The organism is Lysinibacillus fusiformis, assembly GCF_016925635.1.
Lineage (GTDB): Bacteria > Bacillota > Bacilli > Bacillales_A > Planococcaceae > Lysinibacillus > Lysinibacillus fusiformis_F.
In genome coordinates, this window is sequence record NZ_CP070490.1 from 378,661 (window position 1) to 402,091 (window position 23,431).

At 39.4% G+C, this 23,431-nt stretch carries 20 protein-coding genes and 1 other annotated feature; of the genes, 2 read left to right on the forward strand and 18 right to left on the reverse strand.

What is annotated here, in order from left to right; all coding sequences use genetic code 11:
• Nucleotides 1–46: 46 nt before the first annotated feature.
• The 13 genes from uvrC to zapA all read right to left on the reverse strand — a co-directional run bounded on the left by uvrC (nucleotide 47) and on the right by zapA (nucleotide 15,139).
• Nucleotides 47–1,837, reverse strand: coding sequence for an excinuclease ABC subunit UvrC (gene uvrC, locus JTI58_RS01895; RefSeq protein ID WP_205444851.1), 1,791 nt, complete (start codon nucleotides 1,835–1,837; stop codon nucleotides 47–49).
• 123 nt (nucleotides 1,838–1,960) lie between these two features.
• Nucleotides 1,961–2,272, reverse strand: coding sequence for a thioredoxin (gene trxA / locus JTI58_RS01900; RefSeq protein ID WP_004226420.1), 312 nt, complete (start codon nucleotides 2,270–2,272; stop codon nucleotides 1,961–1,963).
• A gap of 121 nt (nucleotides 2,273–2,393) precedes the next feature.
• Nucleotides 2,394–3,710: an amino acid permease gene (locus JTI58_RS01905; RefSeq protein WP_393949075.1), complete on the reverse strand. Its 1,317-nt coding sequence runs from the start codon at nucleotides 3,708–3,710 to the stop codon at nucleotides 2,394–2,396.
• 91 nt (nucleotides 3,711–3,801) lie between these two features.
• Nucleotides 3,802–4,034, reverse strand: a binding site (T-box leader).
• Nucleotides 4,035–4,172: 138 nt separating this feature from the next.
• Nucleotides 4,173–5,150: an electron transfer flavoprotein subunit alpha/FixB family protein gene (locus JTI58_RS01910; RefSeq protein WP_205444854.1), complete on the reverse strand. Its 978-nt coding sequence runs from the start codon at nucleotides 5,148–5,150 to the stop codon at nucleotides 4,173–4,175.
• Nucleotides 5,151–5,197: 47 nt separating this feature from the next.
• Nucleotides 5,198–5,971, reverse strand: a complete 774-nt coding sequence (locus JTI58_RS01915) for an electron transfer flavoprotein subunit beta/FixA family protein (RefSeq protein WP_131521384.1) — start codon at nucleotides 5,969–5,971, stop codon at nucleotides 5,198–5,200.
• A gap of 114 nt (nucleotides 5,972–6,085) precedes the next feature.
• Nucleotides 6,086–6,859, reverse strand: coding sequence for an enoyl-CoA hydratase (locus tag JTI58_RS01920; RefSeq protein ID WP_205444856.1), 774 nt, complete (start codon nucleotides 6,857–6,859; stop codon nucleotides 6,086–6,088).
• Nucleotides 6,860–6,873: 14 nt separating this feature from the next.
• Nucleotides 6,874–7,455 carry a fatty acid metabolism transcriptional regulator FadR gene (locus JTI58_RS01925; RefSeq protein WP_016991551.1) on the reverse strand — a complete coding sequence of 194 codons (582 nt, stop codon included), beginning with the start codon at nucleotides 7,453–7,455 and terminating at the stop codon, nucleotides 6,874–6,876.
• Nucleotides 7,456–7,602: 147 nt separating this feature from the next.
• Nucleotides 7,603–9,297: an AMP-binding protein gene (locus JTI58_RS01930; protein ID WP_205444858.1), complete on the reverse strand. Its 1,695-nt coding sequence runs from the start codon at nucleotides 9,295–9,297 to the stop codon at nucleotides 7,603–7,605.
• Between the two features lie 447 nt (nucleotides 9,298–9,744).
• On the reverse strand, nucleotides 9,745–10,158 hold the full coding sequence (locus JTI58_RS01935) for a DUF350 domain-containing protein (RefSeq protein ID WP_008179180.1): 414 nt from the start codon (nucleotides 10,156–10,158) through the stop codon (nucleotides 9,745–9,747).
• A 22-nt stretch (nucleotides 10,159–10,180) separates the two neighbouring features.
• Nucleotides 10,181–12,547: an endonuclease MutS2 gene (locus JTI58_RS01940; protein WP_205444860.1), complete on the reverse strand. Its 2,367-nt coding sequence runs from the start codon at nucleotides 12,545–12,547 to the stop codon at nucleotides 10,181–10,183.
• Nucleotides 12,548–12,565: 18 nt separating this feature from the next.
• On the reverse strand, nucleotides 12,566–14,275 hold the full coding sequence (polX, locus tag JTI58_RS01945; RefSeq protein WP_205444861.1) for a DNA polymerase/3'-5' exonuclease PolX: 1,710 nt from the start codon (nucleotides 14,273–14,275) through the stop codon (nucleotides 12,566–12,568).
• 58 nt (nucleotides 14,276–14,333) lie between these two features.
• On the reverse strand, nucleotides 14,334–14,873 hold the full coding sequence (locus JTI58_RS01950; RefSeq protein WP_205444863.1) for a CvpA family protein: 540 nt from the start codon (nucleotides 14,871–14,873) through the stop codon (nucleotides 14,334–14,336).
• Between the two features lie 5 nt (nucleotides 14,874–14,878).
• Entirely contained in the window at nucleotides 14,879–15,139 is a 261-nt protein-coding gene (gene zapA / locus JTI58_RS01955; protein ID WP_036128254.1) for a cell division protein ZapA, read from the reverse strand.
• Between the two features lie 135 nt (nucleotides 15,140–15,274).
• Between zapA and rnhC the strand changes: the two genes are divergently transcribed.
• The gene (gene rnhC, locus JTI58_RS01960; protein ID WP_205444865.1) at nucleotides 15,275–16,201 is read left to right on the forward strand and encodes a ribonuclease HIII; all 927 of its coding nucleotides are present in this window, start codon (nucleotides 15,275–15,277) and stop codon (nucleotides 16,199–16,201) included.
• A gap of 405 nt (nucleotides 16,202–16,606) precedes the next feature.
• Here rnhC and JTI58_RS01965 read toward each other — a convergent pair whose 3' ends face one another.
• From JTI58_RS01965 to JTI58_RS01985, 5 genes are all read right to left on the reverse strand, one after another.
• Nucleotides 16,607–17,545: a nuclease-related domain-containing protein gene (locus JTI58_RS01965; RefSeq protein WP_205444867.1), complete on the reverse strand. Its 939-nt coding sequence runs from the start codon at nucleotides 17,543–17,545 to the stop codon at nucleotides 16,607–16,609.
• 90 nt (nucleotides 17,546–17,635) lie between these two features.
• Complete coding sequence (locus JTI58_RS01970; protein ID WP_205444869.1) at nucleotides 17,636–18,163, reverse strand: hypothetical protein; 528 nt, start codon at nucleotides 18,161–18,163, stop codon at nucleotides 17,636–17,638.
• Nucleotides 18,164–18,231: 68 nt separating this feature from the next.
• The gene (gene pheT / locus JTI58_RS01975; RefSeq protein WP_205444871.1) at nucleotides 18,232–20,649 is read right to left on the reverse strand and encodes a phenylalanine--tRNA ligase subunit beta; all 2,418 of its coding nucleotides are present in this window, start codon (nucleotides 20,647–20,649) and stop codon (nucleotides 18,232–18,234) included.
• 12 nt (nucleotides 20,650–20,661) lie between these two features.
• Nucleotides 20,662–21,699, reverse strand: coding sequence for a phenylalanine--tRNA ligase subunit alpha (pheS, locus tag JTI58_RS01980; RefSeq protein WP_205444872.1), 1,038 nt, complete (start codon nucleotides 21,697–21,699; stop codon nucleotides 20,662–20,664).
• Between the two features lie 392 nt (nucleotides 21,700–22,091).
• Nucleotides 22,092–22,856 (reverse strand): TrmH family RNA methyltransferase, encoded by a 765-nt coding sequence (locus tag JTI58_RS01985; RefSeq protein WP_205444875.1) that lies wholly within the window; start codon nucleotides 22,854–22,856, stop codon nucleotides 22,092–22,094.
• A gap of 172 nt (nucleotides 22,857–23,028) precedes the next feature.
• Between JTI58_RS01985 and JTI58_RS01990 the strand changes: the two genes are divergently transcribed.
• A complete protein-coding gene (locus JTI58_RS01990) occupies nucleotides 23,029–23,424 on the forward strand; it encodes a (deoxy)nucleoside triphosphate pyrophosphohydrolase (protein WP_205444877.1) in 396 nt (131 codons plus the stop codon).
• The last annotated feature ends 7 nt before the right edge of the window (nucleotides 23,425–23,431 follow it).

A 23,431-nucleotide genomic window follows, 5' to 3' on the forward strand; every position in this document is an offset into this window, starting at 1 on the left:
TCTCCATAACATTAAAAACAATGTTATTTATAACCATAGCACATGCCTATTCCTTTGACAATGATTCTTGCTGAAAATAGCTAAAAATTTGGCTTGCTAAATTAGCGGGCATCCCTGCCTCCTGTAAAGTTAGCTCGCTCGCCTCTCGAATTTTTTTGACTGATCCGAAATATTTAAGCAACTGTTGCTTACGTTTTGGTCCTACCCCTTCAATATGATCTAATACAGATTGAATGGCATGCTTCTCATGCTGTTGACGCAAGAAGGTAATAGCAAAGCGGTGGACTTCGTCTTGAATTCGTTGTAATAAATAGAAGCCATCACTTGTACGTTTTAAGGCAATCACCTCTGGCGGATCACCAAACAATAGCTGAGATGTATTATGCTTGTCATCCTTGGCTAAACCAGCAATCGGTATGACAAGACCAAGCTCATCTTCTAGTACTTCACGGGCTACTTCCATTTGCCCCTTACCACCATCAATTAACACTAAATCTGGTAATGGTAGACCTTCCTTTAAAACACGTATATATCGACGACGTATAACCTCCTGCATTGCACCGTAATCATCATGCTTGGCTGCTGTACGCGTTTTATATTTTCGGTATTCCTTTTTTGCAGGCTTCCCATCAATGAAAACAACCATGGCAGATACTGCATCCGTTCCATGCATATGACTATTATCAAAAGCCTCAATTCGTAAAGGTGCACTAATACCCATTGCTTCACCTAGTGCCTCACAAGCACCAATCGTACGTTCTTCCTGACGTTCTATTAGCTGGAATTTAGCTGCCACAGCAATTTCGGCATTTTTGGTTGCTAATTCAACCAGTTCCTTCTTTTGTCCTCTTTTTGGTGTAAGGACTTTGATCTCTAATAATTCCGTTAAGATGGCTGCATCAATGGCTTGTGGAATAAAAATTTCTTTTGGCTTAATATGCTCTGGCTTTTCATAAAAGCGCCCAACAAATGTTAAGAATTCTTCCTCTGCATCCTGATAGATCGGGAAAATCGAGACATCACGCTCAATCAGTTTACCTTGGCGCACAAAGAAAACCTGAACACACATCCACCCTTTTTCAACGGCATAGCCAAATACATCGCGATTTGTAGTATCACTTGATACTATTTTTTGTTTCTGCATGACCGTATCAATATGAGCAATTTGATCTCGGAATTCCTTCGCTCTTTCAAATTCTAGGTTTTCAGCGGCTGCAAGCATTTTAACTTCAAGCTCTTTTTTAACTGCCTCCACACCACCATTGAGAAACTTCGTCATATCCTCAATCATCTCTTGATAAACCTGACCATCAATTTCCTTAACACAAGGTGCTAAGCATTGCCCCATGTGATAGTACAAGCAAACCTTGGAGGGTAATTGTACACATTTGCGCAACGGATACAGTCGATCCAATAGTTTTTTCGTTTCGCTCGCTGCATAGGCATTCGGATAAGGACCAAAATATTTAGCCTTATCCTTTTTTACCTTCCGTGTCGTAATCAGACGAGGATGTTTTTCATTCGTAATTTTTAAATATGGATAGGTCTTATCATCCGTTAACATGACATTATATTTTGGATCATGTAACTTGATGAGATTCAGCTCTAAAATAAGTGCTTCAATATTAGATGATGTCACGATATACTCAAAATCTTCTATTTCACCTACAAGTCTTTGAGTTTTTCCTTCATGTGTTCCAGTAAAATAGGAGCGTACACGGTTTTTCAGAACTTTTGCTTTACCGACATAAATGATTGTCCCTTGTCGATCCTTCATCAAATAGCAGCCAGGCTGATCCGGTAAAATATCCAGTTTTCGCTTTATTAAATCGTTCATTACCTACCTGCCCCCCTAAGTAAAAATTCCCCTCAATGAATCCTATTAGTTATTTTTCTTTATTATATAACGAAAAAAAGCCGAACACATCTATTGATGGCTCGGCTTTGTGAACTTCATTCATTACGCATGTTTTGCGATAAATGCTTCTAAAGCTTCTTTCGGTTGGAAGCCTACAGTTTTGTCAACTAATTCTCCATCTTTAAATAATAGTAAAGACGGGATTGACATAATTTGATACTGAGCTGCAGTACCTTGGTTATTGTCAACGTCAACTTTTACAATTTTAGCCGCACTACCTGCAGCGTCCATTTCTTCAAGAACTGGCCCAATCATTTTACATGGTCCGCACCAAGCAGCCCAAAAGTCTACTAGTACTAACCCTTCTTTAATATCGTCCTGGAACGTAGCATCTGTTGCATGTACAATTGCCATTTGAAATCCTCCTTAAACTTACTATGATTGTAGTATAGCATGGATAAATTCACTTGAGCGAACAATCTGCCTACAATGTATTTTTTATGCAAAACTGTGTCGAAAAATTAAATGACAGCCATTAATTGACTTGATAACGACCTTTCAATACATAGGTTAACGTAATAAAAAGATAGATAGATAACGTAATACTTGTCACGATAATAGATGTGGTAAAAATAATGCCAATGAGAATCGCACTTAACGCCAGTATGGCTATCCAAGTGGTATAAGGGAACCATTTTACTTCATAGGCACTTGTATTCTCTGCTTGTTTTTTACGTGATTTTAAATGAGCAATCGCAATAATTAACCAAATAAATAGCACAGTATAACCAAGTGATCCCATTAAGAAATCAAAGGTTTTGCTTCCAGCATATAAAGATAAAATGACGCCTAAATACATCGCTAATGTACACATTAAAATGGAATATACCGGTACTTTTCGTTTCGATAAATGAGCAAAGACTTTAGGCACACGTCCGTCTACAGCCTGTGTATATAGTACACGTGATGAACCATAAAGTCCTGAATTCATCGATGAAATAATGGCCAGTAAAACAACAGCGTTCATAATATGGTCTGCCCCTGGAATACCAACCATTTTAAAAACCATGACAAATGGGCTTTCAGGAACCCCATTTACTTCATTCCAAGGAATCAAGCTTACGATAATAAAGAAAGGCAGTAAATAAAAAGTAACAATACGTACTAATGTACTGCGAACAGCTTTCGGTACTACTTTTTCAGGATTTTTCGTTTCAGCTAATGTAATCCCGATGATTTCTGTACCACCATAAGAGTAGATAACTACAAGCATAGCAGCAATTAATCCCTTTGATCCATTAGGGAAAAAACCACCATGCTCCGTTAAGTTAGCAAAACCAACAGCACTATGGTTTCCAAACGTAACAAGCAATAAAATAAGTCCTGCAATGATAAAGACAATAATAACGGTAATTTTGATTAATGCTAGCCAATATTCTGTTTCTGCAAAGATTTTTACGGATAATAAATTAATGGCTGTTACTAACACTGAAACAGATAGTGCGAGTATCCAAATTGGATATTCTGGTAACCAATATTGAATAAAAATAGCAGCAACGACAGACTCTGCTGCAATATTTAAAACCCACATTTTCCAGTAGATCCAATCCAGGAAATACGCAGGGTATTTGCCTAACACTGACTGCACTAAATCTCTAAAGGTTCTTGCTTCTTTATTACGAACGGCCATTTCTGCTAAGCCTTGCATGACAAATAATAAAATAATGCCACCTATTAAATAGGCAATCAACACAGATGGCCCTGCCATATCAATGGCTGCACTACTTCCTTTAAATAATCCCGCACCAATGGCACCACCTAACGCCATCATCGTGATATGACGCGAGGTCATTGTTCTTGTTAATTGTTGCTTGTTGTTTTCCACTTTCTTACCTCCTAAAAATCAAAAAAGCATATCGTCTCTTCCTTCATCATCAAATGAAAGAAGAGACGATATGCTATAAGCAAACCGCGGTACCACTCTAATTGGTTCTTGAGAACCCAGCTTAAAAACCTTGTAACGAAGGTTAACCGTCAAACAAATAGAATAATCTGATAATTCCATTTGTGTTACCACTCCTAGGCAAGTTCAAAGTCTTATTGGTCTGCGTTGCACCAACCCGCAGCTCTCTTTACCGAATAATGAACTTTTACTACTCCTAATCTTTGCGTTTCAAATCATTATTGTATCCATCACTATAATGTCTAACGTTAATTATGTCAATATTTTATTTTGCAATAATTTTCAAATAGTGCTGCTTGTAAAGAAAACCATATAAAAAAGCAGGAAGAGTTATCCCTTCCTGCATCTGCTTTACGCGTTCACTTTTAATGCTTTAAATTCTTCAATTAGAAGCGGAATGACTTCAAATAAATCTCCAACGATACCGTAATCCGCTACTTTGAAAATATTTGCTTCTGGATCTTTATTAATGGCAACAATGACTTTTGAATTGGACATTCCAGCTAAATGTTGAATTGCGCCCGAAATACCAGCTGCAATATAAAGATCTGGTGTTACGACCTTACCTGTTTGTCCGATTTGAAGCGAATAATCACAGTATTCAGCGTCACATGCACCACGTGATGCGCCAACTGCACCGCCTAGTAAATCTGCTAGCTCTTTTAATGGCTCGAAGCCTTCTTCTGACTTCACGCCACGACCACCAGCAACAACTACTTTCGCCTCTGAAAGATCTACACCTTCTGAAGATTTACGAACAACTTCTTTAATAATTGTACGAAGGTTTGTAATCTCTGCAGTGATTGCAGACACATCACCTGTTTTACCTTCTGCTTTTTCTAAAGGTGTAATGTTATTTGGACGAATAGAAGCTAAAACAACGCCTTCTTTCACTTTCACTTTTTCAAAAGCTTTACCAGAGTAAATTGGTCGGATGAATACTACATCATCGCCTGCACCTTCAATAGCAGTGACATCAGATACTAGACCTGCTTGCAATTTGCTTGCAATTTTTGGCGATAAATCTTTCCCATTTGCTGTATGACCGAAGACAATACCAGATGGTTGTTCTTGCTCGATAACAGCTAATAGTGCTTGACTATAGCCATCAGATGTATATTGTTTTAAATGTGGGTGTTCCACTGTTACTACACGATCAGCACCATATTCAAATAATGAACCTGTTAAACTTGCTACAGCATCCCCTAAAAGTACCCCAACAACTTCGCCACCATCAGCGATTTGTTTTGCAGCTGCAATTGCTTCGAAAGAAACATTACGTAAGCTTCCTTCACGAACTTCACTTAATACTAATACTTTTTTTGACATAGCATATTCCCTCCGTTACCCTTTAAGATTCGATTGACATCAAATAATTAAACTACTTTTGCTTCTGTGTGAAGTAGATTTACCAGTTCTTTTGCTTGTGCAGAAAGGTCGCCTTCTAAAATACGGCCTGCTGCTTTTTGAGCTGGTAAGAAGATGTCTACTGTTTCGATCTTCACTTCTACATCATCTTCATCGATATCTAAATCATCTAACTCAAGCTCTGCAAGCGGTTTCTTTTTCGCTTTCATAATACCTGGTAGAGATGGGTAACGTGGCTCATTTAAACCTTGCTGAGCTGTTACTAATAACGGTAAAGAAGTTTCAATTACCTCTGAATCTCCTTCGATATCGCGAACAATTTTCGCAGATGTTCCGTCAATTTCAAGTTTCGTAATCGTTGTTACATAATTCATATCCAATAAATCAGCAACACGTGGACCAACTTGCCCTGAACCACCATCAATCGCAACATTTCCTGTTAAAATTAAATCTGCATCTTTATCTTTTAAGTATTCAGCTAATAGATAAGCTGCTGCATTTTGGTCTAGCTCATCTAAATCATCTTCTGTATTAATAAGCACTGCTTCGTCAGCACCCATAGCAAGTGCTGTACGTAATTGCTTCTCTGCATCCTCGCCACCAATTGTCACTACTGTTACTTTACCACCAGCAGCATCGCGAACTTGGATTGCCTCTTCAATGGCATATTCATCGTAAGGGTTGATAATGAATTCTGCGCCGTCCTCTTGGATTTTGCCACCCGACACAACGATTTTTTCTTCTGTATCAAACGTACGTTTAATTAATGCAAAAATGTTCATATATCCATACCTCCTGGAACGTTTTATAATTCTAAGTAAACTTATAAATATTATATATTTTCAGTTTCGATAACGCCGATAACATACTTAACGTTGCTATCGACATTTGGAAAATTATTTGCCAGTAAACACAGGCTCACGCTTTTCAATGAATGCTTGAATTCCTTCTTTGGCATCTTCTGTAACAAATACTGTCCCAAAGGATTTCGCCTCTGCTTCAATGCCTTCATAGAATGATGCATGCTTTGCATATTGCAATGTTTGAATAGCCGCTTTTAAAGCGATTGGGCTTTTCTTAGCAATGCTCTTAGCAATTTTTAACGTTTCTTCTAGTAGTGTTTCGTCTGAGAATGAACGGTTCGCTAAGCCCCACTGAACAGCTTCGGTACCAGAGATCGGTTCACTTGTAAACATCATTTCAGCAGCCTTTGCTACACCAACATAGCGTGGTAAGCGCTGTGTACCGCCAAAACCAGGAATAAGGCCTAATTGTAATTCAGGTAAACCTAGTTTCGCAGATTCAGTGACAAATCGCATATGACAGCTCATTGCTAACTCAAGCCCTCCGCCTAATGCCGCACCATGGATGGCTGCAATTACAGGCTTAGAAAATGATTCAACACGCTCAAAAACCTGCTGCCCGTTGCTAGCTAGCTTTGTAAATTCCTCTCCTGATTCTACCCCAATAAATTCTTTAATATCTGCCCCTGCAGAGAAGAAACGGCCTTCACCATGAAGTACAAGGACTCTTACAGCATCATCGTGTTCTACAGCATCTAGCACAGCGTTAACTTCTGCAATAATACCGCGAGATAATGCATTTGCTGGTGGACGTGCAATTGTAATAATCGCTACTCCATCTTCTACTTTCCAACTTAGAAATTCCATTTCTCCACATCCTTTTAAGCTTTAATGCCGTTCAGGATTAATGCCTGAACCTTTGGAACCTGTTCCATCAAATCATATCGATAGTCATTCATAACCCACGACGTAATAGTTTCATCAATTGTGCCAAAAACCATTTGTCGTGCCAAGCGTACATCCATCGTCTGATTGAACTCACCTGTAAGCATACCCTCGATTAAAATTTGATCGAGTAGCTGTAAATACTCACGCAATACCGAATTAATTTTTAATCGTAAGTCTTTGTTTGACTGGCGAAGCTCTAATTGTGTGACAGTTGCTAGGTATCGATCTGTCGCTAGAACATTAAAATGATTTTCAATCATTCGTGAAAGTTTGTCTTTAGACGTACTCCCATTTTCTATTATATCTTGTAATGACTCTACAAAAACAGCCATTTTTTCATTAAAGACAGAAATTAATATATCTTCTTTATTTTTAAAATATAAATAGATTGTTCCATCGGCCACCCCTGCCTGTTTGGCGATTTTCGATACTTGCGCTTGGTGATACCCATTTTCCGCAATAACGATGACAGCTGCATCAATAATTTGTTTATATTTTGGCTTATCTCGTTTCACTTATATATCACCACCTAAAAAACATGCGCACGTCTATATGATTGATATGACGTGTGAACCTAAAAAAATATGAAAATATGAATGGTCATTCATTCATATTTTCATATTATATTTTACGGCATTGCTTGTCAATACTTTCACACGTATTTATTTCGCTTCTTTATTCGCTAATTTTGTTTTTTCTTCTTCAACTAAAGTACGACGCAAAATTTTCCCTACAGCTGTTTTTGGCAGCTCTTCTCTAAATTCATAATAACGCGGAACTTTAAAAGCCGCTAGATGCTGACGGCAATATTTATTTAATTCGTCCTCAGTAATCGAATATCCTTCTTTTAAAACAATATAAGCTTTTACTGTTTCACCACGATATGGATCAGGTATGCCTGCCACTACGCACTCTTGAATCTCTTCACGTTCATACAATACTTCTTCCACTTCACGAGGATAAATATTAAAGCCGCCTGCTATGATTAGATCCTTTTTACGATCTACTACATAGAAGAAGCCTTGCTCATCCATATAACCAAGATCACCTGTTAAAAACCAACCGTCGGCAAATGTCGCTGCTGTATCCTCTGGACGGTTCCAGTAGCCTTTCATCACTTGTGGTCCTTTAACAGCGATTTCACCAACCTCACCAATGGGTAGCACTTCCGTATCCCCTGTACGTAAAATAACCGCTTCTGTATTTGGCCAAGGTAAACCAATCGAGCCAATCACCCGCTTACCCCAAATTGGCGTAGCATGTGTTACAGGTGAGGTTTCAGTTAACCCATACCCTTCTACTAGCTTCCCGCCAGTAACGGCTTCAAACTTCTCTTGCACTTCAATCGGCAATGAAGCAGAACCACTGAGGCATGCCTTAATGGATGATAAATCATAATTCGCAATGTCTGGGTGATTTAAAAGGCCGATGTATAAGGTTGGTGCACCGGGGAACAGTGTTGGTTTTTGTTTATCAATCGTTTTTAATGCCGTTTCTGCATCAAATTTCGGTAAAAGCACCATTCTATTTTGAGTGAATACAGATAAAAGCATAACAGTTGTCATACCATAGACGTGGAAGAATGGCAGAATGCCCATAATGGTTTCTTCACCATGCACACATCTATACATCCATGCATCACACATTGTCGTATTGGCAATCAAATTTTTATGGGTCAACATAACCCCTTTTGGGAAGCCTGTTGTTCCACCCGTATATTGAAGCAATGCTAGGTCCTCTTCAAAATCAAATGGAATATTGTCAATCACCTTAATCGGTGCAGAGCGCATTATTTCTGAAAATAGGTGATTTTGACCGCTATGTTCAACCTTGACACTAAAGCCATACTGCTTCTTTTGAATAAATGGATAGACTAAATTTTTCGGGAATGGTAAATAGTCCTTAATAGCTGTTACAATGACATTTTCAAGTGACGTCTCTTTCATAATTTTCATGACTCTTGGATATAAAATATCCATTACAAGAATAACCTTTGCTCCTGAATCAGCCATTTGGTATTGAAGCTCTCGTTCAGTATAAAGTGGATTTGTTTGTACTACAACAGCACCTGCATACATGGCACCATAGTAAGCGATTACACTTTGTGGCGTGTTAGGCAGCATAATCGCTACTCGATCTCCTTTTTCCACACCTAGTGTTTGTAAATAGTTTGCGAACCTTAAAGCTGACTCATATAGCTCGGTGTACGTCAAATCCTTTCCCATAAAATGAATCGCTACTTTGGATGGATTCTTTTTATAGGCACGTGTCAAAAACTCTTGCACTGGAATTTCCTCAAACGTTAAAGACGATGGTACTTCTTCAGGATAATTTGCTAGCCATGGTTTTGCTGTCATACGTCCTCTCCCCTTTGTCCCAAACTTTGTCAATTCTTATATTTATTATAATGAAAAAGAAATACAGTTTCAAACAGAAAATAGAAAATAAATGCATTTTCGATTAATTATTATGCAATTCACAACATTAATATGATTGGTATTTATCGGGATTTGTTTGAGCAGACCTTATGAATACTCATTCATTCTTAAGTAACTTCCATACAAAAATGTTAGCTTATTTCTATATTATAAAAATATTTTTTCTACCCTTCAGTAGAGTGATATGGGAGAAAATTAATAGGTTTTAGTAGAAATTCACGCAGCTTAAGTAAACAAAAAAACGCATCCTCACAAAGAGAATACGTTTTTTGTTTAAACCGTTAACATATAATAGACACCTACTGCCAAAAATGCAATACAGACAACGATTAGTACTTTTGCTAATTTTTCCATGTCATGACACTCCTATGCAATACTTGCCCCAATTACAAACGAAAGACCGACTGAAATGGTAAAGGAAATGAAACCAACTGAGCGATTATCATTGGCAATCTCTTGATCAACGTTAAAACGAGGTGTCATAAATTCAAATAAAAAATAGGCTACAATCAATAATGTAAAGCCAAAAAGGCCCCAGCCGATCATTTCACTTAATGTGCTATGACGAGCAATGGAAAAGCGAAAGATATTACAAATCCCAAGTATTTTCCCACCTGTTGCAAGAGCCACAGCGACATTACCTTTTTTAATTTCTTCCCAATTTTTATATTTCGTAACGACTTCGAACAATGCCATCGAGACGACTAAACATAATACTACAACACTAAAATATCCTGCCGTTTCGATAATTGGATATCGCCAAAAGCCAGAATTCAGCATTTTTCTCCGTCCCCTTTATAGCTTATTTCAATTCAACAACTGTGACGCCTAAGCCCCCTTCACCGGCTTCACCAAAACGGAAGGATTTTACGCGCTTATGCTTTTTCAAATAGCTTTGAATACCTTGACGTAACGCCCCTGTACCAACGCCATGAATAATGGACACACGACCATAATTAGAGAGTAACGCATCATCAATATATTTCTCTGTTCTTAATATTGCATCCTCATAGCGTTCACCACGTAAATCTAATTCTAATTTCACATGACTATTTCGGTTTTTCACACCAGCTGTTCGTAATATAGGCTCTTTTTCAGGTTTAATATACTCCAAATCACTATCCGAGATTTTCATTTTTAAAATCCCCATTTGGACAACCCATTCTGTATTCGACACCTTTTCTAACAAAGTACCCCGTTGACCATAGCTTAACACCTTTACCTCGTCTCCGACAACTAAGTTTTGTGCGCGGACTTTGACTTGTGCCGCTTTTTTCAGCACTTTATTGTCTTCAAGTGGTGTTGCTTCTTCCAAGCGTTTACGTGCTTCAATCAATTCATGCTCCTTGACAACTTGATTAGCATTTTTACGCATTTCTCGAAGCTCTGCAATAATCGCTTCCGCTTCTCGTTTCGCTTCATCAACAATTTTACGTGCTTTTTCCTTCGCTTTCTTATCAAGCGCCTCTTTACGCTCCTCGTAGGCTTGCACTTTATCTTGAAGCTCTTGACGTAATGTCTCCGATTCTAACAGTAATGCATGCGAACGTTCTGCATCATCTTCGGATTGGCGACGTGTTTCTTCCAATGAGGCTATCATGGATTCAACCTCATGTCGGTCTGTCCCAGTAAAGCCTTTTGCACGATCAATAATGGATTCAGGTAAACCAAGACGACTGGAGATTTCGAATGCATTAGAGCGCCCAGGTACTCCGATAAGTAGACGGTAGGTTGGGCTCAAAGTTTCAATATCAAACTCGACACTGGCATTAGCAACACCTGGACGATTATAGCCATATGCTTTAAGTTCAGGATAGTGAGTTGTCGCCATTACACGAGCACCTCGTCCATGTACTTCATCTAAGATTGAGATAGCTAAGGCTGCCCCTTCCTGTGGATCAGTACCTGCGCCCAACTCATCAAAAAGAACAAGTGATTCATGATCAAATTTTTGTAGGATGTCTACAATATTGACCATATGAGATGAGAACGTAGAAAGTGACTGCTCAATTGATTGCTCATCACCAATATCAGCAAACAATTGCTCAAATACTGCAAGCTCTGAGCCATCTAATGCCGGCACTGGTAATCCAGCTTGCGCCATTAATGTACACAGGCCAACCGTTTTTAATGTCACGGTTTTACCACCTGTGTTAGGACCTGTAATGACAATGGCTGTTATCTCTTTGCCAAATTCAATATCATTCGGAATAGCTGAATCCATTGGTAGCAGTGGATGACGTGCACGTACTAGTCGGATATAGCCATCCTGATTCATTTTAGGCATTGTACATTTATTCGCTTGTCCATATTTACCCTTTGCTAAAATGACATCGATATCGCCTAAAACCTTCACTAAGTTAAATAAATCTGATGCTACTTCTTGCACCATTGCACTTAAAGCTAATAAAATACGCTCAATCTCCGCCTGCTCTTTCATTTTCAAGCGATGAATTTCATTATTCGCTTGGACGACAGAATCTGGCTCGATAAATAAGGTTTGACCAGAAGAAGATTGATCATGGACAATCCCACCATAATGGTGACGATATTCTTGCTTTACAGGAATGACAAAGCGGTCATTACGAATTGTCACAAGTGCATCAGAAAGCATTTTCGCAGCATTACTTCCACGAATTAGACTTTCCAGCTTAGAACGGACTTTCCCCTCTTCAGCACGCAAAGATTGGCGAATAGAGCGCAATGTTTGACTAGCAGAATCTAAGACAGCTCCATTATCATCAATACAGTTATTGATTTCATGTTGCAATCCTGTTAAGACAGGCATCGCTTCCTTTTTGGAGATGAAATGGGGAATTTCAATTACTTCATCGGCCTCTATATCTTCAATAAAATTGCGTAGAATTCTGCTTGCTCGAATCGTGCTCGAAATTTCCATTAGTTCTACTGCTGCTAGCATGCCTCCTATTTGAGCACGTCTGGCAGATGGGCGGACATCAAAAATCCCTCCCATGGGCACATTGCCCTTAACACGCAAAATGGATAATCCCTCATCCATTTCCTCTAATAATTGTACTACTTTATCAAAATCTGTTTGTGGCACAAGCTCCTCAATGACAGATTTACCAATGGAAGAAGTGCAATAGGAAGCCACTTGTTGCCTAACTTTATCGTATTCTAGTGTTTTCAATGCGCGTTCTGCAATCACTGAGAACACCTCCTCAACCTATTTATTTCGTCGTATGAACGCTTCAAACTGTTCACGCGTCCATGTATTCACAATCATATCTTTCGGTAACCATGCTCTATTTGCATAGCGAACCCCAATATCCATAAAACGTAAATGTGCAATATCATGAGCATCTGTGTTGATAGCTACTGGCACACCTGCAGCAAAAGCCATTTCTAAATGTTCTACACATAAATCGAGACGATACGGATTTGCATTTAACTCTAAAATTTTACCATATTCCTTCGCCCAGGCAATTAACTGTTTCATATCTGGATTATAGCCATCACGGTCTTCAATAATTCGACCAGTTGGATGGGCAATCATATGGACATAGGGATTTTGCATAGCTGTTAGTAAACGTGCCATAATTTTATCTTGTGATTGTGTGAAGCTAGAATGAATTGAAGCAATAACAAAATCTAGCTCTTTTAGCACCTGATCTTCGAAATCAAGGGAGCCGTCTGGTAAAATATCCATCTCTGTCCCTTTAAACAAATGAAATTCTGGATGTGCCGCATTAAACGCTTCAATTTCTACATGCTGCTTTTCTAAACGCTCTGGCGTTAAACCATTTGCAACTTTTAGGAATTGTGAATGGTCTGTAATAACACTATACTGGTAGCCTCGTGCTAGTAACGCCTCGCCCATTTCTGCAACAGAGTATGCACCATCCGACCATGTCGTATGCATATGCAAATCAGCCTTAATATCTTCTAGTCGAACTAAGTTTTGAATCGTGTTTGTTTTATCAAATTCCACTGTTCCTGTCCGTAAGCTTGGTGGAATCCAAGGTAGATCAAAGTGAGCGAAAAATGCTGCCTCATCTTGGAACGTCAAAACAGTACCATCTTCCTGTTCCACACCATATTCACTTATTTTTTCACCACGTGCTTTGGCAAGTTGTCGCATACGGACATTATGATCTTTGGAACCTGTAAAATGATGCAGGGCAGTTGCATATTCATTGTCCTTCACTAATCGGAAATCAACGCTAACTGGCTCTTCTAATTCTAAAATCACTGAAATTTTAGTATCTCCTGCTGCCACTACTTCTTGAATGGCCAAGCCCTTTAACAACTTTTCGCGTACTTGCTCAACTTCTTCTGTCACGACAATAAAATCAATATCTTTACTTGTTTCTAGCGCTCGACGGAAGCTGCCAGCCACTGAAAAACGTTCTACTTCCTTCATACTACCTAGAAGCGCCTCAATTTGTAAAACCACAGGCTCTAGCTGCCAAATTGGTAGACGTTCTGAACGATTTGCTAAATTGGCTAGTTCCTTTAAAATTTTTTCCTCAGTTTTTACTGCAAATCCTGCTAATTCACGTACTTTCCCTGCTTCACATGCTGCCTTCAAGCTTTCTGCTGAGTCAATGCCTAACTCTTGGTGAAGTTTCGCAATTTTTTTTCCTCCCAAGCCAGGCAATTTTAACAATGGCAGTAACCCTTTAGGTACAATTTCTTCTAACTCCTTTAACAAGCTCGATTCACCTGTTGCCATTAAGTCCTCTATAACAGCCGCAGTACCCTTGCCAATACCTTTGAGTTTTGTTACATCATCCATTTCGCTTAATGAACGCTCGTCCCCCTCAAGTGCTGCTGCAGCTTTTCGAAAGGCCGATACCTTGAATGGATTTTCTCCCTGTAATTCCATATATAAAGCAATTTTTTCGAGCGTGCGAATAATTGTTTTTTTATTCATTGGTAATTCCTCCTATCGTAAAAACACTTCCCTCAAGACAGAGAGAAGTGCACAGTTACTATTGCATATAAATATACCACCAGTTTTGGAACATCTTTGTAATAATCGGCGTATGCTCCAACATGAGACCACTTAACAATGACTTCGACATTAAATTTTGAATGACATCTACTGGTAATAAGGCGCACACGTATAGCAAAATAAACATAATTAAATAGTTTTCAATCATGCCAAGTAGCGCCCCAAGCCAACGATTTACTGTATTTAGCACAGGTAAATACGCAATAAAGTCAAATATCGATGCCACGATTTGCAACGTTATTTTTACTGCAAAGAAAATAACAGCAAAGGCAATCACCCGATAAAAGGTGCGGTCTAAATCTAGACTATCAATAACAACGCCAAGGCTGCCTGTATCAGTGACACCCGGATACGGAACCCAAAATACAAATTTTTGTGCTAATGGCTTATAATAAATATACGCAACAATTAGAGCTACTACAAAGCTGACAATATGCATCATTTGTACAATGAAACCTCGTTTTGCACCGACGCCAATTCCAGCTAACAGTACCACTAATATGATTAAATCTAACATTCTCTTCAACCCTTTAATTTTTTCAATTCTTCTTCTAATTGCTCCATTCGTTCTTTTAACAGTAAATAATCATGTACTGTATTTACTGCTGTCAGAACAGCAAGTTTTGTGCTATCAAGTGAGGGATTATGTACGCTCATCTCGCGCATCCGGTCATCAACAATCGAAGCAACAAGTCGCATATGGCCAATGGATTCTGAGCCGACCATTTTATATGTATGACCATATATTTCCACAGAAATTTTATTCTTTTCTTGTTTTTCCATAGTCGCACCCTCCTATAAATTCGATGCACACACGATTTTAGAGGCCTGTGAGCACCATCACACAAAAAAGCTATTTATTATCATACCATGAAAGGTATAAAATTGTGAACAATGAGGACAGAAAGGAACGATTAAATGGCAAATATTGTGCTTTCCATTTCAACAAATATTCAAAAAGAGGTGATGACTTACTATGCAACACATTTTATAGAGCGAAAGGCACCTGGTGTCATTTTTGCTGCAAAACTACCAGATACAGCCATAACTATGTATAAATCAGGAAAATTAATGTTCCAAGGGGGCGGTGCTGAACGCGAGGCGGCGCGTTGGGGAACTATTGAAAAAACAGCTACCCCGTCCGCCTCAGCTATCGGGGCAAAAGGTGATGTACTGCCTAACAATTTCGCAACCATGTCTGTCCTAGGCTCAGATGAAACAGGTACAGGTGATTTTTTTGGTCCTATCACAGTAGCAGCAGTATATGTGCCTACCTCCAAAATCGAACTCATCAATGAGCTTGGCGTAAAAGACTCAAAAATGCTAACAGATGATTATATGCGGAAGATTGCACCTGATTTACGTGCAGCCTGTGTCCATAGTGTCCTCGTCTTACGCAATGAGAAATATAACAGCTTACAAGCGAAAGGCTATTCCCAAGGTAAGATGAAAGCTATGATGCATAACAAGGCCCTACAAAACACGCTATCAAAAATGGCACCTGAAAAACCTGAATTTATTTTAATTGACCAGTTTGCCGAACGTGGTGTCTATTATAATTACTTAAAAAATGAACGTGAGCTTGTACAAGAAAACGTCTACTTTTCTACCAAAGCAGAACAACTACATGTAGCTGTGGCTACAGCATCTATTTTAGCTCGTGCTGCCTTTTTAAAGGAAATGGACCGTTTGAGTGACATCGCAGGGCTTACATTAATGAAGGGCGCTTCTAACAAGGTAGACATGCAAGCAGCTCGAATCTGGCGTAATCAAGGCGAAGAATTTCTACGCTCCATAACAAAATGGCATTTCGCCAACACCGATAAAGCACGGAAGATGAAATAAATTGTATTAATGGTGGCTTAAAATGGTGCGGTACTTTTGTGAGAGTTAAATAAGGTGAGGGTTTTTTAGGGTTCCTGAGAAGCGTGAGTGCTTCAGATACATTTTGGAGCGGTTTTCTATTTGGGGGGAGCGCTTCGTTACCTTTTTAGAGCGGTTTCCTACTTCGGGGGAGCGCTTTGTTACTAACTTTGAGCGGTTCCCTACTCGGGGTAAGCGCTTTGTTACCTTTTTTGAGCGGTTTCCTACACAGGATGAGCGCTTCGTTACCTTTTTTGAGCGGTTTCCTACACAGGATGAACGCTTTGTTACTAATTTAGAGCGGTTTCCTATTTGGGGTGAGCGCTTCAGGCACCTTTCAGAGCGGGTCTCCAATTAGATAAACCGCTTCTAGCATTTTTATTAACGTCATAAAAAAATTTGATAATCTCTTGATCTTATTAATCCCGTTTTCCGAGAACAATTAGCCATTAGCATTCTTTTTATCGTATGGCGATTGTTTAACTGTAAAAAACGCCGTGCTTGTGCGTTCGTAATATTTTTATTAATGAGCATTCCATAATCTTGTAGAGCAGATAAATGTGCCTTTTTACTAGAATAAAGACAGCTGGAACAGGTCCACTTCATCTTCAACCAATGCATCTGCCCAAATTCGCATTTTGGACAGATCACACCTGTTTGAATCGCATCAACCTCTATCCCATAGTAACGACAAAACGGGAAGCCCTCATACGGTTTGTTGTGTTGCACAAGTAATGCACTAATATATTGACAATCTATAGTTTTTGACTTCATTGGACGTTGTTGCAAAAAGCTCGTTAACTCTCTTGCCATTAACACTGGAAATAATCCATCCTCATAATTGATTCGAGCATTATTAAAAGGAAAAACAATGATACCGTTGATAGGTACTTCAATTTGGTGTTGCTTGAAAAAGTCCTTTAAATTATATACATATTCCTCAAGTTGGACTTCAGGATGATTAAATACGCGCTGTTCACCCGTATCAAGAGTCCGAATCATTTGACGTGGTCGGTTTTTTAATTCCACGTCCCCTCGAATATTCTTACTTTCAATAATTATTACCTCATATTGCGTTATCACCACAACATCTAATTGTAATGAGAATGGATGCTGAATAGTGATATTATGTAAAACTTGAAAATTCTTCGTAAAAGATAATTTCTCCAGTTGTTTCAAAATATATTTTTCACCATATTCTCCTGCTTCAGCCTGTAATAGCTCCCTTGCCATTTGATCATATAAAGGATGTTTTGCTGGGAGTCTTCTAACTAAAGCCCGCAAACCTAATGTCATTTTTGCTTCCTCATACGGTTTAATAAACATCTCAACACTCCTTTTTAAAAGACTATAGCAAGGAAAATTAACCATTCCTAGACTATTTGTGAAACTATTTATTTGATCAACTTTGCTGCTCTAAATATAGTTTTTTAATAATTTTTTGTGGATATCTTTCATTCTATATTGTTGTAGCTTCGATTCTTTTAGAATCACTATCTTTTGAGCGGGTTCCACACTTTTTTGATCACCTCTCACTTCCTTTTGAGCGGCTTCTTCACTTTTTAGATCACTTCTCACTTCCTTTTGAGCGGCTTCTTCACCTTTTGGATCACCTCTCACTTCCTTTTGAGCGGGTTCGACACTTTTTTGATCACCTCTCACTCTCTTTTGAGCGGGTTCCACACTTTTTTGATCACCTCTCACTTCCCTTTGAGCGGCTTCGACACTTTTTGGATCACTTCTCACTTCCTTTTGAGCGGGTTCCACACTTTTCGGATCACCTCTCACTCTCTTTTGAGCGAATTCCTCTCTTTTTGGATCACCTCTCACTTCCTTTTGAGCGGCTTCTTCACTTTTTAGATCACCTCTCACTCTCTTTTGAGCGGTTTCCACACTTTCGGGATCACCTCTCACTCTCTTTTGAGCAGACTCACCCTCTCTCAAATCACATTCACCTTCACATTCTCAAACAAAAAAAGACTGCCTCGTTAGACAGTCTTTTTTCACATCTATTAGCGTACTTCTGTACCTGCAATTGTAGCAATGGCTTTTAACACTTTGTTATGTGCGGCCACTACTTCTTCGTCCGTTAAAGTACGTTCTGGATCAAAGTATGTGAGAGAGAAGGCAACCGATTTTTTACCTGGTTCCATTTTCTCCCCTTCGTAAACATCGAATACGCGGATATCTTTTAATAATTTCACACCCGCTGCGTCAATAGCTTCCATTACTTCGCCAGCAGTAGTTGAACGGTCCATAATAAGGGCGATATCACGAGACATAGCTGGGAAGCGAGGCACTGGTGTGTAGGCAAGTGGTGCTTCTTGTGCCGTTGCATTTAACAGAGCCACTAAATTCATTTCCATTACATACGTGTCTTTTACACCCCATGCTTTTTGCTCTGCTGGGTGAAGTCCACCGATAATGCCGACTTGCTCGCCATCTAATAAAATGCTAGCCGTACGTCCTGGATGTAAGCCATCCACTTGTGATTTCACAAATGTCATGCGATTTTCTAAGCCAAGTTTGCCAATGACACCTTCGACAATACCTTTTAGCACAAAGAAATCTACGGCTTTTTTCTCGCCTTGCCAAGCATGGTCTAGCCATTTGCCAGTTAGTACTGCTGCCACATGCTCTTCCTCATACGGTTGCCCCTCGTCTGATTGACCAAGGAACACTGAACCAATTTCATATAAAGCCACGCCTTCAGCTTGACGTGCTACATTATACGCAGCTGCTTCGATTAAATGTGGAAGAAGGCTTTGACGTAAGGTAGAGCGCTCCTCACTCATCGGCATGAGTAAACGAGTTACTGGCTCTGCTTTCAAGGCAAAACGTTGTGACAATGCATCGGATGTTAATGAATATGTCACCGCTTGATATAAGCCAGCCCCTTCCATGTAATGACGAACTACACGGCGATTTGCTTGGTAAGGTGATAAATTACCTACTTGTGTTGCACCCTCTGGCAATGTCATTGGGATTTCATCATAACCATAAAGACGAGCAATTTCCTCGACGATATCCTCTTCAATTTTAATATCTTGGCGACGTGTTGGTGCATCAATAATTAATAAACCGTTTGCAGCCTCTACACCAAATTTTAGACGCTCTAAAATAGAAAGCATATCTTCTAATGCAATCTTCATACCTAAGCGCTCATTAATAAAATCTGGGGAAACGACTACTCGCGCTGGTGTTTTATCTAACTCATCTACTAAACATGTACCTTCTAACACTTCACCGCCAGCTAATTCAGCAAGTAAAGCTGCAGCACGTTCAGCTGCGGGTAAGACACGGTTCGGGTCTACCCCTTTTTCAAAACGAGCCGATGCATCTGAACGTAGGCCAAGATGACGAGATGTTTGACGCACTGTTAAACCATCAAAATAGGCTGATTCAATGACAACATTCGTTGTAGAATCTGTTACCTCAGAATTAGCACCACCCATTACACCAGCAATCGCTACTGGTTCTTTGCCATTCGTAATCACTAAATCTGAAGCTTTTAATGTGCGTTCTTGGTCATCCAATGTTGTAATTTTTTCACCTTCTGTTGCTTTACGAACAACGATTTCACCTGTTGCTAGGCTATCATAGTCAAAAGCATGCAGTGGTTGACCATATTCCATCAATACATAGTTGGTTACATCCACCACATTATTGTGTGGGCGTACACCCGCTGCCATTAGACGATTTTGGAGCCACATTGGGGACTCACCAATTTTTACGTTTTTCACCACTTTTGCTACATACATTGGATTTGCTTGTAGATCTTCTACGTGAAGCTTTAGGTAATCCTGTGCTTTTTCACTAGCAGTTTGATAGGAAATCTCTGGATATTTGATTTCCTCTGAAAGAATGGCACCTACTTCATAGGCTACACCAAGCATCGAAAGGGCATCTGAACGGTTTGGTGTTAGTCCTAATTCCAACACTGTATCACGTAAGCCTAAAATAGCCAGTGCATCTGAGCCTACCTCTGCATCTGCTGGTAGGACGAAGATGCCTTCTGAGTATGCCTTAGGAACAAGCTTCCCTTCGATTCCAAGCTCTTGTAAGGAACAAATCATCCCGTTCGATTCATGGCCACGAAGTTTTGCTTTTTTAATTTTAATGCCACCTGGTAAATGGGCGCCTGGACGAGCAACAATGACTTTTTGGCCAGCATCGACATTTGGTGCACCACAAATAATTTGTTGTGGCTCGGCTTCTCCAACATCAACTTGACAAATATTTAACTTATCAGCCTCTGGATGTTTTTCCTTAGACACAACGTAACCAACTACAACTTTATCCATAGCGTTAGCCCGATCGATGACTGCATCTACTTCAATTCCAGAGCGTGTAATTTTTTCTGCTAATAGCTCAGGTGCTAAGTCCTGTGTATTGATATAATCTTTTAACCATTCTAATGATACTAACATGTTTTATCCCCCTTACGCTTCTGTTCGCTCGAATTGTGATAAGAAGCGAGTGTCACTTGTATAGAAATGACGAATATCGTCAACACCATATTTCAACATCGCAATACGCTCTGCACCAATACCAAATGCAAAACCAGAAACTTTCTTCGGATCATAACCAGCCATTTCTAATACGTTTGGATGCACCATACCCGCTCCTAAAATCTCAATCCAGCCTGTGCTCTTACATACGTTACAGCCCGCACCACCACATTTGAAACAAGAAATATCCATTTCTACAGATGGCTCAGTGAATGGGAAGAAGCTCGGACGAAGTCGAATTTCGCGGTCTGCGCCAAACATTTTTTTCGCTAAAGTATCTAATGTCCCTTTTAAATCACTCATACGAATATTTTCGCCAATGACTAGACCTTCAATTTGCATAAATTGATGTGAGTGTGTTGCATCATCATTATCACGGCGGAATACTTTACCAGGACAAATAATGCGAATCGATTCACCTTTTTTGGCTTCCATTGTACGAGCCTGTACTGGTGAAGTATGCGTACGTAGCAATATTTCCTCGGAAATATAGAATGAATCTTGCATATCACGAGCTGGATGCCCTTTTGGTAAATTTAGTGCTTCAAAGTTATAGTAGTCCTTCTCAACCTCTGGGCCTTCAGCAATTTCATAGCCCATTCCGATAAATAAATCTTCTATTTCTTCAATGACACGCGTCAAAGGATGACGGTTCCCTACTTTAATTTCACGACCTGGTAATGTGACATCAATCGACTCACTTGCTAATTTTTCAGCAATGGCCGCTTCTTCTAAAACCGTTACCTTTGTTTCTAATACTGCTGTTACATTTTCACGAACATTATTCACTAAAGCTCCCATTTTTGGACGTTCTTCAGCTGATAATTTTCCCATCCCTTTTAGTAAATCCGTGATAGGTCCTTTTTTTCCTAAATATGCAACACGTACTTCATTCAATTCTTTTAAATTTGCAGCTGCTTCAATTTTAGCAAGTGCTTCTTGCTCTAATTGTTTTAATTGCTCTTCCATGTTAAAACCTCCTTAGAAAATAAATGCCTGCATTTTAGGCATAAAAAAACTCGCCCCTAAAAAAGGGACGAGGACATATTCGCGGTACCACCCTAGTTATCGCAAGGCAAGCGCCTTACAATCACTTCATTGACATAACGACTTGATAAAGCCGGCTCACCTTTACAGCATGACGCTGGTCCCGGTAGCTGCTCGCAGGTTGAATTCAAAACTGCATTGGTACGGCGTTGGCTCTCAATCTCTGGCCTACGCTCCCTGTTGTCCATTCACAATCTTTACTACTTCCCGGTCAAAGCATTTACTATTTAAACATACATTTTAGAATAGATTATACAATAATGAACTGTAGCAAATCAAGAGACAACTGCCTGTGTCCCACAAAGATCCGTCAATTACTTGGCAAAGCCATATAAAACAATCCCTGTTGCCACTGCGACGTTTAATGATTCAGCCTGTCCAAAAAGAGGAATAATCATATTTTGATCTGTCATTGCTAATATTTGAGGCTGAATGCCACTTCCTTCATTCCCCATAATAATCGCAAATGCACCTGTATGTTGAATGTCGCTATACGGCACTGCCTCCTCATCTAAAGCGGTGCCAAATACGGGTACACCTTGATCCTGTAGTAAATTTACCCATTCAGCTAAATCCCCACGGACTACCGGAATATGGAAATGCGAACCTTGGGCAGCACGTAGTGTTTTAGGATTATAAAGATCGGCACTGCCTTTTCCTAAAATTACAGCATCTAAACCTGCTGCATCTGCTGTACGAATCATTGTTCCAATGTTACCAGGATCTTGGACAGCATCAATTAATAACACTTTTCGCCAAGTGGTCATCACTTTATCTTCTAAAACTGGCTGTTTACATACAGCAAAAACACCTTGAGAAGTTTCTGTCTCAGCGAATTCCTTCGCTACCGCAGTCGATACTTCTACAATAGCTACATCATCAATTGGCCACAACATTGGTAAATCTATACCTTCACGTACAATAATTTGTAATACTTGCTCTTTATTTTTTAATGCTTCTTCAACAAGATGGAAGCCCTCTATAAGGAATTCACCTGAACGTTCACGCTCTTTTCTTGTCGTCGCTAATTTTTTCCAATATTTCACTAACGCATTTTGCGTAGATTCGATTCTCTTCATCGCTACCTCTTACCGCCTTTTTCCTATATATTGACCACTATTATACCTTAGGAAATGGCAAATTTCATAGCTAAGTGAGAAAACTGTTATTTTCTTTTGGTGGCAAGTGAGGAACCAATTAAACATGCTATAATCATACACATCTAATTAAAACAAGGAGAGAGGAAAATAGATGAAAAAAACGATACATGTAGTCGGAGCCATCATTGAAAATGAACAACATGAAATTTTCTGTGCTTTAAGAAATCCACAAATGGTACTAGCAAATTATTGGGAATTCCCTGGCGGTAAAATAGAGCAAGGTGAAACACCAGAACAGGCGCTTTATCGTGAAATCCTTGAGGAATTCAACTGTACGATTCAAGTAGGTGAGCTAGTTGAAATAACCCTCCATGAATACGAGCAATTTTTCGTTCACTTAGAAACATACAAAGCTTCTATTATAAAAGGTACACCCCAAATATTGGAACATGCTGAAGCAAGATGGGTTCCCCGCAGGCAATTGCTCGACCTTCCATTTGCTCCAGCAGATCTGCCTTCCATTCGAAAATTGTTAGTCGAAATGTAAAAGCTAT